We start from the raw sequence: 16,217 nt of genomic DNA on the forward strand, positions 1-16,217 counted from the left end.
GCGGAACGACGCGGGGCGCAGCCCCCTGACGGTCCGCAAATGATCAGCCAGCAGCCGCTGCAAACCCAGGGAGCGTTGTGTCCCGTCGCCTCTTCACCTCGGAGTCCGTGACCGAAGGTCACCCCGACAAGATCGCTGACCAGATCAGCGACACCATTCTCGATGCGCTTCTGCGTGAGGACCCCACCTCCCGTGTGGCCGTGGAGACGTTGATCACCACCGGCCTGGTGCACGTGGCCGGCGAGGTGACGACCAAGGCCTACGCCGACATCCCCACGCTGGTGCGCAACAAGATCCTGGAGATCGGTTACGACTCCTCCAAGAAGGGCTTCGACGGCGCCTCCTGCGGTGTCTCCGTCTCCATCGGCGCCCAGTCCCCGGACATCGCGCAGGGTGTCGACACGGCGTACGAGCAGCGCGTCGAGGGTGACGAGGACGAGCTGGACAAGCAGGGCGCCGGCGACCAGGGCCTGATGTTCGGCTACGCGTCGGACGAGACGCCCGAGCTGATGCCGCTGCCGATCCACCTCGCGCACCGGCTGTCGCGCCGCCTGACCGAGGTCCGCAAGAACGGCACGATCCCCTACCTGCGCCCCGACGGCAAGACGCAGGTCACCATCGAGTACGACGGCGACAAGGCCGTCCGCCTCGACACGGTCGTCGTCTCCTCGCAGCACGCCAGCGACATCGACCTCGACTCGCTGCTCGCCCCCGACATCCGCGAGTTCGTCGTCGAGCACGTGCTCAAGCAGCTCCTCGACGACGGCATCAAGCTGGACACCGAGGGCTACCGCCTGCTGGTCAACCCGACCGGCCGCTTCGAGATCGGCGGCCCCATGGGCGACGCCGGCCTCACCGGCCGCAAGATCATCATCGACACGTACGGCGGCATGGCCCGCCACGGCGGCGGTGCCTTCTCCGGCAAGGACCCGTCCAAGGTCGACCGCTCGGCCGCCTACGCCATGCGCTGGGTCGCCAAGAACGTCGTGGCCGCCGGCCTGGCCGCCCGCTGCGAGGTCCAGGTCGCGTACGCCATCGGCAAGGCCGAGCCCGTCGGCCTCTTCGTCGAGACCTTCGGCACCGCCAAGATCGACGTCGAGCGCATCGAGAACGCCATCGCCGAGGTCTTCGACCTCCGCCCGGCCGCGATCATCCGCGACCTCGACCTGCTCCGCCCGATCTACGCCCAGACCGCGGCGTACGGCCACTTCGGCCGCGAGCTCCCGGACTTCACGTGGGAGCGCACGGACCGCGTCGACGCGCTGCGCAAGGCGGCGGGCCTGTAAGCCCGCACCGCACCGTCACCATCAGGAGTCCGGCCCCGCCCCGCGCGGGAGCCGGACTCCGGCGTTTCAGCGGTGGCTCAATCCGCCTGCGGATACCCGATCGCCGCGATCTCCCCGGCCAGATCGGCCAGCTCCAGATCCGGGTTCAGCGCCGTGACCACCTGCTGCGTCAGCGGACGCAGGCCCTGGACGTGCCGAACGGCCGCCAGATCGACGGCAACCTTGTAGTAGTCCTCGGCGAACGCCCGGAACGCCTCCGCGGAGCGGTCCACCAGCAGCTGGAACAGGTACGAGGCGCCGTCCGGATCGTCATCGAGATCTCCCTCCTCGGGAAAGACGACCGACGATCCGCACCGCCAGACGTCGTCCGACGCGGTCCGCCACAGACAGGCCGTCACGACCGGCGTCCCGTCCTCGTCCGAGAACGCCGGCTCCTCGACACACGCCCGGAACACCTCCGGCACGTCGTCCAGCACACCCGGCCAGGGCAGCGTCCGGTCATGACACGCGTACGGACTCATGAGCGACTCGTGCGCGAAGCCCCGCACGAACGCCCCGGCGGCCGAGAAGACGATGGAGTACTCGTCCCCCGAGCCATTACGCATGGACGCCATCTCCTCGGCGTCGGACCAGTGCGCGTCGAACGAGTGGTACCGGTCCTCCCAATCCGGCGAAAGGATCGCCTCCAGCATGGCCAGGGCACGGCAGTGGTCACGGAGAACGGGTATCGCGGGCAGCCGCGCGGCAACGTCATGAACGGTCACCCGCACATCCAAGCGCATGCCGCGTCCGGGCAGGCCGGTGCGGTCCGCGGTCAGAACGGCTGACCCGCTCCGGGATCCTCACCGGGGTCGCTGCCGGGATCCGTCTCGTCCGGCCCGGCGCAGTCCCCCAGCGGATCGAAGCGCTCCCGCAGCGCCGACGCCAGCTCGTCGTCGACGTCCTCGAGGGTCGTCGCCGCCATGTCGGCCAGGAAGACCGACGCGTTGTCGCCCGGCTTGAGCCCCGCGGTGGCGAGGAACTCCACGAAGAGCTGCACCGGATCCCGGTCCCCACCGGCGGGTCCCTGCGCCGCCCGTCCCGCGGGGGCCGGCGCGTCCAGGCCCGGGACGCCCGGGACCAGATGCCGGAACGGCTCCGCCACCTGCTCGTTCTTCGACGCCGAGGCCAGCTGGGCCAGCAGGCCGAGGTCCTGGACGGTCTTGGACACGGAGTCGTCGTTCTTGTGCAGCCACCACACCACCGCGCTGCCCGTGTCCTTCAGCACGTCCTCGCCGAGGTACGTACGCCGGCTCTGCTCGTACCGGCGCTCGTGCGCCCACACCTCCTCGTCCTTGCGGACGGCCGCCAACTTGTCCAGCCGCCGCTGGTCCTCGTCCGACAGCGTCAGGGTGACGTCCAACGCCATGGCCTGGACCAGTCCGCTCGCATCGGGCTGCAAGGTGGCCAGCACACCCCCGAGCTCGTGCTGCACGAGGCTCGCTCGCGACGGCGAACGCTTCTCCGTGATCACGCGCACCCGCTCCAGAACGGCTTCCACCGCCAGCCCGCTCGCATGGACCGCCGGGCTGTCCATGGACGCGTCCAGCGGACACCAGCGCACCGTCGCGGAGAACAGGAAGTCGTAGTCCCGTGCGTTGCTGGGCATCGCGACCTCCTGGATGCGCAGCTCACGGCGTTCCACGGGCGGGACCGGCAGATCGGGCTCCAGCAGGCTGCCGGGCGGGAAGGGATCCTGGCGCCGGCCCGCCCCCGCGAACACCAGCGGGGGAGCGGCGCAGTGCACCGCGGCGGCGGCCAGCCAGGCCCACATCGGCCAGCCCTGGCTGAGACCGACGATCGTGGTGAGCAAGGCGGAGATCAGGGTGACGAAGACGGTGACGGTCTTCTGTCCGGTGGTCATGGGGCTTACGCCTCCTCGTTTCCTGCCGATCGGCTGCGCCGGGCCTCGGTGATCTTCTGTATGAGCGTGGTGAGCAGGGCCGTACGGGCCGCACCGGAAACCGGACGGGCGCGAGCCGCCGCGTGCAGGGCCACCAGCGCGTCGGCGCGTGGAGCCGCGGCCGCCACCAGGACGTCCAGCAACAGCTCTCCCCGGGGAGCACGGGCCGCGTCGAGCCACGCCCCCGCGACCGGGCGCCACTGTTCCCTTGGCGCGGAGGCGAAGACCGAGCGCCATCCGTCGACGAGACTGCGTCGCACTCCCGCCTCGGCGAGCAGGGGGAACGCCCGGCCACCCGCGTCGAGAAGCGGCTCGGGAGCCGCCAGCGCCAGGAACAACGCCAGGTCCGTGGCGCGGTCCCGGCCGACGGCCGGCCGCACCAGCCGGTCCAGCGTCCACCGGTGCAGTCGGCGGTCCCCGCGGACGAGTTCGACCAGCGCGTCCCGCGCCTCCCCGCTCCTCCCCTCGCGGGCGGCGAGGTGGTGGAGTCGTACGACCGCCTGGTAGGGGTGGCGCACCGGCATCACCGCGAAGCACACGCCGACCAGCACCCTGCGCAGGCCCTTGGACAGGTGGGCGTCGGTCGACCACTCGTAGATCTGGGCGCGGCACGCGGCGTCCAGCCGGGGGTCCTCCAGTCCGAGGGTCAGCAGGCGTGCGGCCGCGTGGACGCCCGGCCCCCGTGCGGTCCGGTCGGCCCATGTTCCGACCACGGCGAACAGGTCCGCGGGGCGCAGGTTCCCCGCGCACTGCTCCGCGAAGCGCGTGACCAGGCGCTCCCGGTCGTGCGGCGTGAGGCCCGGAAGGGTCAGGGCATCGCCGACCCAGGCCAGCAGCGCGGGATGCAGGTCCGGGTGGTTCTCCCAGAAGTGGTTCCGCACGGCACGGCCGAAGCGGGGCCTGCCGAACCGCACCAGCCCGTCGTCGCCCCGTGCGGCATGGATCTCTTCGAGGCGGGTGCCGAGCCCCTGTCGCTCCATGAGCGGTGTGGGGTTGTCCGGGTGGTCGAGGACCGCCAGGAGCCGGTCGGCTGCCGCCTGCAGGGTGTCCGGTCGTACGGCGTGGAGCATGGCCAAGGACAGCAGCAGGGCGCGCTCGGCCGCGCCGGACCGGTCCTCCACCAGTCGGGCGACCTCCGACGACCGGTCCACGACCGCGTCGATCGCCGTGTCGCACCAGTCGGTGAAGGACTCTCCAGGCCGCCCGGCGAGTGCCGCGTCGCGCACCAGGCCCGCGACGTCGGCGACCTCCCGCAGCGGCGGGCGCCGGGCGAGGTAGCCGCGCAGCCGGTCCGGCACCGGATCGGCCACCGTCGCGTCGAGCCCGGCGTTCCTCAGGTACCTCTTGACGAGGTCCTGCTCCAGACGCAGGCCCGGTGGGCGGGCGATCTCGACGCGCAGTGCCGCGTACTCCGGCGTCAGGTCACGCGCGGCCCGGACCGGGAGCACCACCGCGAGGCGGGCGTTCCTGTCGCGTACGGCCTTCCGGAAGCCGGACAGCCGGGTCCGGACGTCGGGCCACCGGGCCGCGTCGCTGTCGGACAGGTCGAGCAGGAGCCGGTCGGCGTCACCGACCTGCTCCGGATCCAGCCACTCGGCGTCGTCCTCCCCGTACGGCACCAGTTCCAGCAGTCGGCCACCGTCGTGCCGCCGCCCGTACAGCAGCATGCGCGCCGCCGCCCGGCGCCCACTGCCGGGGAGACCGTCCAGGAGCACGGTGTGGCGAGCCTCCAGTATGTCGTCGGCCTCGTTGTAGCCCAGCGGGTGGACGAAGTGCTGCCGCAGCCACTGCAGTTCGTCGTCCGCGACGGCCTGGGGCGCTTTGCCCCGCGCGTCGTTCGCGAGGGTTCTGGGGTCGGGATCCCCGCCGCCGTAGAAGTTGTTGGTGGTGTGGTAGTGGTTGCTGTTGTGCTGGGAGCCCGGGCCGGTGTGGACGGGTCCGTTCGTTCCCTCGGCGCCCGGCGGCGGAACACTGCTCACCGGCGACGGTCCTCGCCCGGCCGCTCCCCGTCCCAGTAGTGCCGGACGCCGCCGTTGTTGTCCCCGGCGACGTACTGGGCACCGTTGCCCGACAGGTGGGGCGCGTGGTTGTGCTGGTCGCCGGAGCCCAGGTGCACCGGGCCCTGGGCACCCTTGACGATCGTGCCGCCCACGTCCCCGCCGATGTCCCGCGCCTGGACGACCGTGCCCCCCGACACGTCGCCGACGGAGTTTCCGACGCTGCTCGCGGCCCCGGAGGCCGTCGACGGGCCGGGCTTCTCCGCGGCGGCCAGCTCGGGCACCAGGTCGGCGACCGCGTCCCCGATCCTGCGGAGCCCTGTGGCGGCGTCCTGGGTGTCGAAACGGATCGAGTGGATGCGGGCCAGCGGTTCCAGGGACGACGGCAGGTCCTTCACGCTCAGGCGCTCGGTATGCCGGCCGATCAGCACAGGCACCACGGGAACGGCGCAGCGGAGCGCCTCTTCCAGTTCCCTGCGGACCCAGTCGCCCTCGTCGTGCAGCTGCCCGCATCGGGCCCACCCGGGACCGATCACGGCGACGACGGCGCCGCTGCGGCGCACGTTCCGCAGCAGTCCCTCGTCGAAGGCCGATCCGGGCTCCAGGGACTTGCTGGCCCGGAAGATCCGGTCGCTGCCGAACCTGTGGGACAGCTCCCCGTCGATCGCGACGGCGATCTGTTCACCGTCGCCGGTGCGGTAGTTGATGAAGACGTCGGGCATGACGGAATTCCTCTCGTGAGCGGGGCAGGGTGAGGGCGGTGAGCGCGCCCGGACGACGTGGGTCGCGGTCCGCGAGGGCCTGTCGGCGTCAGCCCGCGTACGGCGTGCCCGCAGCGGCCAGCGCACCCGTGAGGCGCGGCGCGACCGCGCGGTACGCCGGACGGTGTGCGTACCGGGACAACGTGCGGCCGAGACGCCGCAGGTCGACGGCGATGGTCGCCGAGCCGACGAGGTCGGTCGTCGTCAGCAGCCTGTCGGCGACGTCGCAGGCCTCTTCCGGGTTGCCCGCGAGTGCGTGTGCGAGGGCGCGCCGGACCCCGTAACGGGCCTGTGTCCGCAGCGCCTCGGCCGGAAGCCGCCGGCACTCGCGGTCCAGGACCTCGGCGGCCTCCGCCGGTCGGCCCAGGTCCAGCAGACACCAGCCGGCGGTCATCGCGGCGGGATCCGGCACATGGGTCGTGCCCAGCAGAGGGGCGCCGTCCTCCTCGGCGGCGGCCCGGGCCAACAGCTCGCGGGCCTCGTCGAGGGCCCTCATGCAGGGGTCGTACGCACCGGCCAGCGCGTGCCCCTGGGCGCGCCGCTGGGCGGCGAGGCCGCGGATCCTCGGGGGCAGCGCGCCGGACCGCGCCCCCTCGGCGAACGCCACGGTCTCGGACGCCTCGCCGCGGTAGTAGGTGATCAGGCCACGACGGACCAGTGCGTACGAGGCCAGGTGGCGGTCGCCGGACGCGGCGGCCAACTCCACGGCCTGGTCCGTCCAGCGCAGCGCCCCCCGCTCGTCGCCCGCCTCCTGGGCCATCCAGCCCGCGAACTCCGCGTACCGGGCGGACAGGGCGACCAGCCCCTGGGCCGTGCGCCGGCCGGTCCCGCCCGCGAGGTGCTGGAGGAGCCGGATCTGTTCCTCCAGCGCGGGCAGCAGAGCCGCGGGCGGGACGGACTGGCCGAGCCGCCGGTAGTGGCCGAACAGCGCGCGTGACACGTCGAGCAGCGTCGTACCGCCGTCGTCGGTCCGGCCCGGCACCGGGGCCGCCGCGCCCAGCGCGAGGACGCTCGCCGCGCCCACGCCGAGGAGCCGGCGCCGGTCGAGCGGGGCGTCCCCGGGGCCTGCGTGTACGCCTTCCGGACGGGCGCCGCCCCGGGGACTCCGCTCCGGTAAGAGCGCCTCCAACGCTCCGTCGGCGCCCAGTGCGGCATCGCAGAGGCGGGCGAGCTGTGGGGAGGGCCGCTTGCTGCCGGTCTCCACCTTGCTCAGCTGACCCTTGCTGTAGTGGACCCGCGCGGCCAGCTCGACGATGGTCAGCCCGGCCTCGATACGCCGCCTGCGCAGCTCCTCGCCGAACGTCCGTGACCGCTGTAACACCCGTCCCCCCAAGATCGCACACAGCTCGCACGCCCGGAGGCACCGGGGCGCGTGCATGTCAGGTTCTGCCAGGTGAGACCCCATCGGCAAGGCGATCGGTGAAGTTTCCCGTTTCCTGTCGCGGCGGGCTGCCGCCCGGACGGGCCGGTCCCGCGCGTCGCGTGGGCGACCGGGGACGGCCGACGGGTCGCTGTCAGTGCGTTCTGATAGGCATATGGCTGTGAGCAGCGAGAACGGAAACCGGGAGGGGCGGCCCGGGCAGGTGCCCGAGCAGCTCGCGCTCATTCGGGAGAGCGTGCGGAAGGCGAAGGCGCCGCGGGCCAAGCCCCGGACGTGGCGCGGGGCCGCGCTGGCCAAGGAGCTGCCCGTCGCGCGGGTCGTCGTCAACAAGGGCGTGCTGCACCTCGACCAGTTCTTCGACTACGCCGTGCCGGAGGAGCTGGACGCCGCCGCGCGGCCCGGTGTGCGGGTCCGGGTGCGGTTCGGGGCCGGCGCGCATCAGGTGCGGGAGGGGCGGCGCGAGGGCGGGCGGCTCATCGACGGGTTCCTCGTCGAGCGCCTGGCCGAGAGCGACTACACCGGGCCGCTGGCCGCCCTCGCCGACGTCGTCTCGCCCGAGCCCGTGCTCGGGCCCGAGCTGCTCGGCCTCGCCCGGGCCGTCGCCGACCGGTACGCCGGCAGCCTCGCCGACGTGCTCCAGCTGGCCGTCCCGCCACGCAGCGCCCGCGCCGAGGCCCAGCCCTCGCCCGAGCCCCTGCCGCCGCCCGCACCGCCCGAGCCGGGCACCTGGACGCGGTACGCGCGGGGCGAGGCGTTCCTCGGCGCCCTCGCCCGCGGCGGCAGCCCGCGCGCCGTGTGGAACGCGCTGCCCGGGCCCCACTGGGCCGACGAGATCGCCCGCGCCATGGCCGCCACCCTCGCCTCCGGGCGCGGCGCCCTCGTCGTCGTACCGGACGGGCGGGCCGCCGCGCGCGTGGACGCCGCCCTGACCGCGCTCCTCGGCAAGGGACGGCACGCGCTGCTGACCGCCGAGGCCGGTCCCGAGAAGCGGTACCGGCAGTGGCTCGCCGTGCGCCGCGGCGCCGTACGGGCCGTCGTGGGCACCCGGGCCGCCATGTTCGCGCCCGTACGGGACCTCGGACTCGTCGCCATCTGGGACGACGGCGACAGCAGCCACAGCGAGCCCCACGCCCCGCAGCCCCACGCGCGCGACGTGCTGCTCCTGCGCGCCGCGCACGACAAGTGCGCCTTCCTGCTGGGCAGTACGAGCTGCACCGTCGAAGCCGCCCAGCTCGTCGAGAGCGGCTGGGCCCGGCCCCTGACAGCCCCCCGCGAGCAGGTACGGGCGGCCGCCCCGCTCGTACGGACCGTGGGCGACGGCGAACTGGCCCGCGACGAGGCCGCGCGGGCCGCCCGCCTGCCGTCCCTGGCCTGGCAGGCCGTACGCGACGGGCTGCGCACCGGGCCCGTCCTGGTCCAGGTGCCCCGGCGCGGCTACGTGCCGCGCCTCGCCTGCGAGCTGTGCCGCACGCCCGCCCGCTGCCGCCACTGCGCCGGGCCCCTGGAGGCCCCCGAGCAGCGCGAGTTGAGGTGCGGCTGGTGCGGCCGGGGCGAGCCCGACTGGCACTGCGCCGCCTGCGGCTCCCCGCGGCTGCGCGCCCGCGTCGTGGGCGCCCGGCGCACCGCCGAGGAACTGGGCCGGGCCTTCCCGGCCGTCCCCGTGCGCACCTCCGGACGCGACCACGTGCTCGACTCCGTGCCCGCCAGGCCCGCCCTCGTGGTCAGCACGCCCGGCGCCGAGCCCGTCGCCGAAGGCGGGTACGCCGCCGCGCTCCTGCTGGACGGCTGGGCGCTGCTCGCCCGCCCCGACCTGCGGGCCGGCGAAGAGGCCCTGCGCCGCTGGATCGACGCCGCGTCCCTCGTGCGCGGCCAGGACGAGGGCGGCACCGTGGTCGTCGTCGCCGAGCCGACGCTGCGGCCCGTGCAGGCGCTCGTCCGCTGGGACCCGGTGGGCCACGCCCAGCGGGAGCTGGCCGAACGCGCCGAGCTGGGGTTCCCGCCGGTCTCCCGCATGGCCGCGGTGACCGGGCGGCCGGAGGCGGTGGCCGGATTCCTCGCCGCCGCCGAACTCCCGCCGGAGGCCGAGGTGCTGGGACCCGTACCGGTCCGGCCCCCCGCCGCGGGCGCCCCGCGCAGGCCGGGGGACCCGCCGCCGGGAGAAACCTGGGACCGTGCCCTCCTGCGCGTACCGCCCGGTCAGGGCGCGGCTCTGGCGTCCGCCCTGAAGACCGCCCAGGCGGCCCGTATGGCCCGCGGCGCCGACGCCCCGGTCCGCATCCGGATCGATCCGCCCGACATCGGGTGAGGGGAGGGCGGGGCCTCGTGTCCGGTGGTTCTTTCCCTGCCCCGCCCCTTCCCGGAACGGGGGCTCCGCCCCCGGACCCCCTTTTTTCGCGCCTGCGGCGCTCGTCCGCGAGCGCCGGACGGGCTGAATTCTGCGGCGCCTCACGGCGTCGCGGAACGGAAGAGGCCGCCGCAGCCGCCCGTGGGGGAGTGGGCGGCCGCGGCGGCCGGGTGGGAGGGTCAGCCGTTGCGCGGGCCGGGGAAGGCGCTCGGGCGGACCTCCTCGCGGAGGGACGGGTCACGGGAGCCGGCGGTCGGCTGCGGGGGCATCGCGCGGGCCGCGGGGACCGACGCCACCGGCATCGTGCGCGTCGCGCCCGCCTCGCCGGTGTGCTCCGCGTTCGCGGTGCCCGACTGCTGGGCCGCCGCGCGCCGGGCGCCGTACCGGCGGTGCACCGCCTGCTTGGTGACGCCGAGCGCCGAGCCCACCGCGTCCCACGAGAAGCCCAGCGAGCGGTCGAAGTCCACCGCGGCGGTCACCAGCGTCTCGACGCTGTCCCGCAGCTCCTGGGCCAGGCGGACCGTGGGAGCCGGGGCCCTGCCGTAGACGACGAAGCCCGTCGACGGGCCGGAGCGACGCGGGCGGTAGACGTTGCCCAGCTGGGCCGTGAGCGTGCGCAGAGCGTCCACCTGCCGGCGGACCCGCTCGATGTCCCGCACCAACAGGTGCAGGCTTGCCCGGGCTTGGGCGTCGTGGGTTGCGTGGTCGGCCATTTACAAGCCTCTCGAACCGGCGTTGAAAAGGGGCGGGCCGCACACGAGCGGCCCGATACGGTCAATCTCTCTTGACAACGCGCCACCCGTCTCCGGGGTCACGCTGCAGGGGCGTATCCGCATATGCGCAGGGCGCACGGATATACGTACGCCCCCTGATCCTCCCGGCGCCTAGACTGGTGCGCCGCCCGCGTCCGGGCGCGGTGCCCTCCGGGAGGACACCCCGGGCCCCGCCGGGCGCCCGTGAGCCGACACGAACATGCGAGGTATCCCCCCGTGAAGCTGGTCTTCGCAGGCACCCCCGAGGTCGCCGTACCCGCCCTGGACGCCCTGATCACCTCGGACCGGCACGAGGTGGCCGCGGTCGTCACCCGGCCCGACGCCCCCGCCGGGCGCGGCCGTCGGCTCGTCGCCAGCCCCGTCGCCGAGCGGGCCGCCGAGGCGGGCATCGAGGTCCTCAAGCCCGCCAGGCCCCGGGACGAGGCCTTCCTCGCCCGGCTGCGCGAGATCGCGCCCGACTGCTGCCCGGTCGTCGCGTACGGGGCCCTGCTGCCCCGCGTCGCCCTCGACATCCCGGCCCACGGCTGGGTGAACCTGCACTTCTCGCTGCTGCCCGCGTGGCGCGGCGCGGCGCCCGTACAGCACGCGATCATGGCCGGGGACGAGGTGACCGGCGCGTCGACCTTCCAGATCGAGGAGGGGCTGGACTCCGGTCCCGTGTACGGGGTCATCACGGAGGAAGTACGGCCCACCGACACCAGCGGCGACCTCCTCACCCGCCTCGCCTTCGCGGGCGCCGGGCTCCTCGCCGCCACCATGGACGGCATCGAGGACGGCACGCTCAAGGCCGTGCCGCAGCCCGCCGATGGCATCACCCTCGCCCCGAAGATCACCGTCGAGGACGCCCGCGTCGACTGGACCGCGCCGGCCCTGCGCGTCGACCGCGTGGTGCGCGGCTGCACGCCCGCCCCCGGCGCGTGGACCGTCTTCCGCGGCGAGCGCCTGAAGCTCGTCCAGACGAAGCCCGTGCCGGACCGCACCGACCTCGCGCCCGGCGAGCTGCACGCCGCCAAGAACAACGTCCACGTCGGCACCGGCTCGCACGCCGTGGAGCTGCTGTGGGTCCAGCCGCAGGGCAAGAAGCCGATGCGCGGCGCCGACTGGGCACGGGGCGTGCGGATCACCGCGGGGGAGAAGGCCGGCGTCTGACAGGGGAGAGCTGCCCGGGCCCGGCGCCGTCACTGCATGTCCGCGCCCCGCGGCGCCGGAACCCGTGGATCCAGTGCCCCGGGTCCGGCGCGGGGCGCAGGGCGTCGACCGCACGGCGCCCGGGCCGGGCTCGACGACGCGGACGAGCGTCCGGCGCCGCTGCCCGAGCGGCCCTTCGCCGGTGAGGCGGACTACGCTGAGAGGGTTCGACCCTTATCGAAAGCGGAGCACCTTTTGAGCGAGCAAGGCCGTCGCCGTCCCTCCAAGCCGTACCGGCGCCCCAAGAAGGACCCCGTCCGGGTCCTGGCCTACGAGGCGCTGCGCGCCGTGGACGAGCGTGATGCCTACGCCAACCTCGTCCTGCCGCCGCTGCTGAAGAAGGCCCGCGAGAAGGAGGGCTTCGAGGCCCGGGACGCCGCCCTCGCGACCGAGCTCGTCTATGGCACGCTGCGCCGCCAGGGCACGTACGACGCGATCATCGCGGCGTGCGTCGACCGGCCGCTGCGCGAGGTCGACCCGCCCGTGCTCGACGTGCTGTCGCTCGGCGCGCACCAGCTGCTCGGCACGCGCATCCCCACCCACGCGGCGGTCTCCGCGACCGTGGAGCTGGCCCGGGTGGTGCTCGGCGACGGGCGGGCCAAGTTCGTCAACGCCGTCCTGCGCAGGATCGCCCAGGACGACCTCGACGGCTGGCTGGCACGGGTCGCGCCGCCGTACGACGAGGACCCGGAGGACCACCTCGCCGTGGTGCACTCGCACCCGCGCTGGGTGGTCTCCGCCCTGTGGGACGCGCTGGGCGGCGGCCGCGCCGGCATCGAGGACCTGCTGGAGGCCGACAACGAGCGGCCCGAGGTGACGCTCGTCGCCCGCCCCGGCCGGTCCACGCCCGGCGAGCTGCTGGACGTCCTGGGCCAGGACGCCGCGCTGCCCGGGCGCTGGTCGCCGTACGCGGTGCGGCTCGCCGAAGGCGGTGAGCCGGGCGCGATCGACGCCGTACGGGAGGGGCGGGCCGGCGTCCAGGACGAGGGCAGCCAGCTCGTGGCCGTCGCCCTCGCCGGCGCTCCCCTCGACGGCCCCGACGAGCGGTGGCTCGACGGCTGCGCCGGCCCGGGCGGCAAGGCCGCCCTCCTGGGCGCCCTGGCCGCCGAGCGGGGCGCCGCGCTGCTCGCCTCCGAGAAGCAGCCGCACCGTGCCCGCCTCGTCGACCGCGCCCTGGCCGGCAACCCCGGCCCGTACCAGGTGATCGCCGCCGACGGCACCCGGCCGCCGTGGCGCCCCGGCTCGTTCGACCGCGTCCTCGTCGACGTCCCGTGCTCCGGCCTGGGGGCCCTGCGCCGCCGCCCGGAGGCCCGCTGGCGCCGCCGCCCCGAGGACCTGGACGGCTTCGCACCGCTCCAACGCGGCCTGCTGGCCGAGGCGTTGAAGGCCGCACGCGTCGGGGGCGTCGTCGGGTACGCCACCTGCTCGCCGCACCTCGCCGAGACCCGCGCGGTGGTCGAGGACGTCCTGAAGGGGCGCGCGGGCGCCAAGGACGTCGAGGCCGAGTGGATCGACGCGCGGCCCCTGATGCCGGGCGTGCCGCAGCTCGGCGAGGGCCCCGACGTCCAGCTGTGGCCGCACGTCCACGGCACGGACGCCATGTACCTCGCGCTCCTGAGGCGGACGGCCTGACGGCCTCACCGGAACGGCCGCCGGACGTCCCGCCGCTGCCCGTCGCGCTCGGCCGGCTACGGCTGCTGGCGGCCGATCGCGCGTACGACCTGCTGCGGCCGGAGCCGGGAGAGCTCGTCGAGGCCGGGCTCGACGCGCTGCTCGCCGGGGCCGACTCGTTCTCCCTGCGGCTCCTGGCGGGCCTCGCCCGCGGCGAGCACGCGGAGGCGGTACGGCACTTCGACGCGGCCGTCGAGGAGCTCGGCCTCGTACCGCAGGACCCGGCCGTGCTCGGGAGTGTCCGGCGGATCATGCCGACATCGCTGGGCGGTGCCTTTGACTGCTGGTGAGCGGGGTCTGGTGCGTGCGGCTGCAAGGCGGAGGAGGGAGGGATGGCGGAGCCATCGCGACCGACGACAACGCCGCTGGGGGTCCCCCCTGCCCGTCAGGGCTTGGGGGAGGGCGTGCCAGACCCCGCGGCCCAGGCATGATCCGCAGGACACGACCCAGCGGCCGCCCGCTGGGCCATGGCGCGCTGGTGGGCGAGCCGCATCGCGGCGGGCGCGCTCCATCCGATGGACGGCCTGTGGCTGATCCACGAGGGCGCCACGGCCGAGCTGGGCCACCCGCCCGCCCTGCGGCCGTTCGCCCGGATCGTCGCGGAGCTGGTGGCGTTGTGAGCCCGAGGAGTGGGACCTGCCGCCGGACGCCGCCGTGCGGGACCGGGTGGTGGAGGCGGCCCGGGAGTTCCTGGGCGAGGGTGGCCGGACCCCGGCGGGGCCGGGCTTGTAGGTCCTTGGGAATCTTTTGGGCGGCCCTTGGGTTTCGCCGGGTCTTCCGAGGTCTCTTCGGGGGTCGTCCGGCCGTCGTCGCTCCGGCCGGGCCTGCCCGGGAGGGCGTTTTGCCGGGATTGCCCCGACTGTGGGGAGTCGATGCGGACCCTGGACGGGGATCGGGTCAAGGAAGAGTCATGAAGCATGGCAGGCTTGGCACATGGCCCAGATCAACCCCAGCATCCTGTCCGCCGACTTCGCCCGGCTCGCCGAGGAGGCCAAGGCCGTCGAAGGCGCCGACTGGCTCCACGTCGATGTCATGGACAACCACTTCGTGCCCAACCTGACGCTGGGTGTGCCGATCGTGGAGTCCCTCAGCCGGGCCACGGACACGCCGCTGGACTGCCACCTCATGATCGCGGACCCCGACCGCTGGGCCCCGCAGTACGTGGAGGCGGGCGCCGGTTCGGTGACGTTCCACGTCGAGGCCGCCGCCGCGCCCGTGCGGCTGGCGCGCGAGATCCGGGCCAAGGGCGCCCGCGCCTCCATGGCGCTCAAGCCCGCCACGCCCATCGAGCCGTTCGAGGACCTGCTCCCCGAGCTGGACATGCTGCTGATCATGACGGTCGAGCCGGGGTTCGGCGGGCAGGCGTTCCTCGACATCATGCTGCCGAAGATCCGCCGCACCCGGGAGCTGATCTCCAAGCACGGCCTGGAGCTGTGGCTGCAGGTCGACGGCGGGGTCTCGGCCGCCACGATCGAACAGTGCGCCGAGGCCGGCGCCGACGTCTTCGTCGCCGGTTCCGCGGTGTACGGGGCCGACGACCCGGCCGAGGCCGTGCGCATGCTGCGCGAGAAGGCGGACCGGGCGACCGCCTCCGCCGCGTGGGCGTGCGGACACTGAGCCACCGGTGGGTCACCGCCAGATGAACGCAAACCAACAGGACTGATCAAGGGTCGCCGGATCTGCAAGGATGGCGATCCGGAGTGCGAACAGCAGTGAGGAGAACGCGGTGTCTGCAATGTCGGCGGGACGACCAGCCCTGCGGATGGGACCCGCGGAGCTGGTGCAGGCGGCGGCCATGGCCCGTCGCTTCTATCTCGAGGGCAAATCCAAGATCCAGATCGCCGAGGAGTTCGGCGTCAGCCGCTTCAAGGTCGCCCGCGTCCTGGAGACGGCCCTGGAGCGCGACCTCGTACGGATCGAGATCCGCGTCCCGGCCGAGCTGGACGCCGAGCGGTCCGACGCGCTGCGCGCCCGCTACGGCCTGCGCCACGCCGTCGTCGTCGAGTCCCCCGCCGAGGGCGAGGACGAGTCGCCCGACCCCGAGAACCTGGGCGAGGTCGCGGCCGACCTGCTCGGCGAGCTGGTGACCGAGGGCGACGTCCTCGGCCTGGCCTGGGGCCGGTCCACCATCCACATGGCGGCGGCCCTCGACCGGCTGCCGCCCTGCACCGTCGTCCAGCTCACCGGCGTGTACGACGCCGGGACCGCCGAGCGCGGCTCGGTGGAGGCCGTCCGCCGCGCCGCCCAGGTCTCCGGCGGCGAGGCCCACCCCATCTACGCGCCGATGCTGCTGCCCGACCCGGCCACCGCCGCCGCGCTGCGCAGCCAGACCGGCATCTCCCGCGCCTTCGAGTACTTCGACAAGGTCACCGTCGCGGCCGTGTCGATCGGCTCGTGGGAGCCGGGCATCTCCACCGTCCACGACATGCTCACCGACGAGGAGCGCGCCCACTACGCGTCGCTCGGCGTCGCCGCCGAGATGTCCGCCCACCTCTTCGACGCCTCCGGCCGCCGCGTCGGACGCGACCTGGGGGAGCGGTGCATCACCGTCGAGGCCGACCGCTTGCGCCGTATCCCCGAGGTCGTCGCCATCGCGGGCGGCCACCGGAAGGCCGCGGCCATCGGCGCCGTACTCCGCTCCGGGCTCGTCACGAGCCTCGTCACGGACACGGCCGCCGCGGACTACCTGCTCACCGAGTCCCAGCCCGGACCGCGGCCCGCGCTGGAGCGCTTCGACCCGGACAACTGAGACAACTGAAGATCGCGGAGCCGTTCGGACCGGCCCTTGGAGGAAGCTACCAGGTGACCCGCTGTGACCTGGAGGTTTCGTCTGGGGTTCGAACGGCTGTCGGCATGGGAGAATGAAGTACGTGC

14 protein-coding genes are annotated in these 16,217 nt (G+C 74.3%); 8 read left to right on the forward strand and 6 right to left on the reverse strand.

The features are described 5' to 3' along the window. Window positions 1–77 precede the first annotated feature (77 nt). Entirely contained in the window at window positions 78–1,286 is a 1,209-nt protein-coding gene (metK, locus tag ABEB09_RS28110) for a methionine adenosyltransferase (protein ID WP_345692702.1), read from the forward strand. Between the two features lie 77 nt (window positions 1,287–1,363). Here the strand turns inward: metK and ABEB09_RS28115 are convergent, their stop codons facing one another. The 5 genes from ABEB09_RS28115 to ABEB09_RS28135 form a co-directional block, all read right to left on the reverse strand. Then, entirely contained in the window at window positions 1,364–2,050 is a 687-nt protein-coding gene (locus ABEB09_RS28115) for a hypothetical protein (RefSeq protein WP_345692703.1), read from the reverse strand. A gap of 50 nt (window positions 2,051–2,100) precedes the next feature. Next, a complete protein-coding gene (locus ABEB09_RS28120; protein ID WP_345692704.1) occupies window positions 2,101–3,189 on the reverse strand; it encodes a hypothetical protein in 1,089 nt (362 codons plus the stop codon). A gap of 5 nt (window positions 3,190–3,194) precedes the next feature. After that, on the reverse strand, window positions 3,195–5,207 hold the full coding sequence (locus ABEB09_RS28125; RefSeq protein ID WP_345692705.1) for a hypothetical protein: 2,013 nt from the start codon (window positions 5,205–5,207) through the stop codon (window positions 3,195–3,197). Continuing rightward, window positions 5,204–5,947, reverse strand: a complete 744-nt coding sequence (locus ABEB09_RS28130; RefSeq protein WP_345692706.1) for a toll/interleukin-1 receptor domain-containing protein — start codon at window positions 5,945–5,947, stop codon at window positions 5,204–5,206. The genes ABEB09_RS28125 and ABEB09_RS28130 overlap by 4 nt, the downstream gene beginning before the upstream one ends. Before the next feature lie 88 nt (window positions 5,948–6,035). Then, window positions 6,036–7,307 carry an NsdA family TPR-like regulatory protein gene (locus tag ABEB09_RS28135; RefSeq protein ID WP_345692707.1) on the reverse strand — a complete coding sequence of 424 codons (1,272 nt, stop codon included), beginning with the start codon at window positions 7,305–7,307 and terminating at the stop codon, window positions 6,036–6,038. A 220-nt stretch (window positions 7,308–7,527) separates the two neighbouring features. On the opposite strand from ABEB09_RS28135, the gene ABEB09_RS28140 reads away from it, so the two are divergent. Continuing rightward, window positions 7,528–9,672 (forward strand): primosomal protein N', encoded by a 2,145-nt coding sequence (locus tag ABEB09_RS28140; RefSeq protein WP_380840298.1) that lies wholly within the window; start codon window positions 7,528–7,530, stop codon window positions 9,670–9,672. A gap of 218 nt (window positions 9,673–9,890) precedes the next feature. Here ABEB09_RS28140 and ABEB09_RS28145 read toward each other — a convergent pair whose 3' ends face one another. Next, window positions 9,891–10,424 (reverse strand): hypothetical protein, encoded by a 534-nt coding sequence (locus ABEB09_RS28145; protein WP_345692709.1) that lies wholly within the window; start codon window positions 10,422–10,424, stop codon window positions 9,891–9,893. 276 nt (window positions 10,425–10,700) lie between these two features. Between ABEB09_RS28145 and fmt the strand changes: the two genes are divergently transcribed. From fmt to ABEB09_RS28175, 6 genes are all read left to right on the forward strand, one after another. Continuing rightward, the gene (gene fmt, locus ABEB09_RS28150; protein WP_345692710.1) at window positions 10,701–11,633 is read left to right on the forward strand and encodes a methionyl-tRNA formyltransferase; all 933 of its coding nucleotides are present in this window, start codon (window positions 10,701–10,703) and stop codon (window positions 11,631–11,633) included. A 234-nt stretch (window positions 11,634–11,867) separates the two neighbouring features. Then, on the forward strand, window positions 11,868–13,304 hold the full coding sequence (locus tag ABEB09_RS28155; RefSeq protein ID WP_345692711.1) for an RsmB/NOP family class I SAM-dependent RNA methyltransferase: 1,437 nt from the start codon (window positions 11,868–11,870) through the stop codon (window positions 13,302–13,304). Next, window positions 13,244–13,633, forward strand: a complete 390-nt coding sequence (locus ABEB09_RS28160; protein WP_345692712.1) for a hypothetical protein — start codon at window positions 13,244–13,246, stop codon at window positions 13,631–13,633. Before ABEB09_RS28155 ends, ABEB09_RS28160 begins: the two co-directional genes overlap by 61 nt. 177 nt (window positions 13,634–13,810) lie before the next feature. Further along, on the forward strand, window positions 13,811–13,963 hold the full coding sequence (locus ABEB09_RS28165) for a hypothetical protein (protein WP_345692713.1): 153 nt from the start codon (window positions 13,811–13,813) through the stop codon (window positions 13,961–13,963). A 313-nt stretch (window positions 13,964–14,276) separates the two neighbouring features. After that, window positions 14,277–14,960: a ribulose-phosphate 3-epimerase gene (gene rpe / locus ABEB09_RS28170; protein ID WP_345692714.1), complete on the forward strand. Its 684-nt coding sequence runs from the start codon at window positions 14,277–14,279 to the stop codon at window positions 14,958–14,960. A 118-nt stretch (window positions 14,961–15,078) separates the two neighbouring features. Then, window positions 15,079–16,092, forward strand: a complete 1,014-nt coding sequence (locus tag ABEB09_RS28175; protein ID WP_345694116.1) for a sugar-binding transcriptional regulator — start codon at window positions 15,079–15,081, stop codon at window positions 16,090–16,092. Window positions 16,093–16,217: the final 125 nt, after the last annotated feature.

The organism is Streptomyces coeruleoprunus, from assembly GCF_039542925.1.
Classification (GTDB): domain Bacteria; phylum Actinomycetota; class Actinomycetes; order Streptomycetales; family Streptomycetaceae; genus Streptomyces; species Streptomyces coeruleoprunus.

Coding starts and splice junctions, on each gene's coding strand:
- rpe (WP_345692714.1), top strand. CDS start 14,277: ATGGCCCAGATCAACCCCAGCATCCTGTCCGCCGACTTCGCCCGGCTC.
- ABEB09_RS28120 (WP_345692704.1), bottom strand. CDS start 3,189: ATGACCACCGGACAGAAGACCGTCACCGTCTTCGTCACCCTGATCTCC.
- ABEB09_RS28145 (WP_345692709.1), bottom strand. CDS start 10,424: ATGGCCGACCACGCAACCCACGACGCCCAAGCCCGGGCAAGCCTGCAC.
- ABEB09_RS28130 (WP_345692706.1), bottom strand. CDS start 5,947: ATGCCCGACGTCTTCATCAACTACCGCACCGGCGACGGTGAACAGATC.
- ABEB09_RS28175 (WP_345694116.1), top strand. CDS start 15,079: ATGTCGGCGGGACGACCAGCCCTGCGGATGGGACCCGCGGAGCTGGTG.
- ABEB09_RS28165 (WP_345692713.1), top strand. CDS start 13,811: ATGGCGCGCTGGTGGGCGAGCCGCATCGCGGCGGGCGCGCTCCATCCG.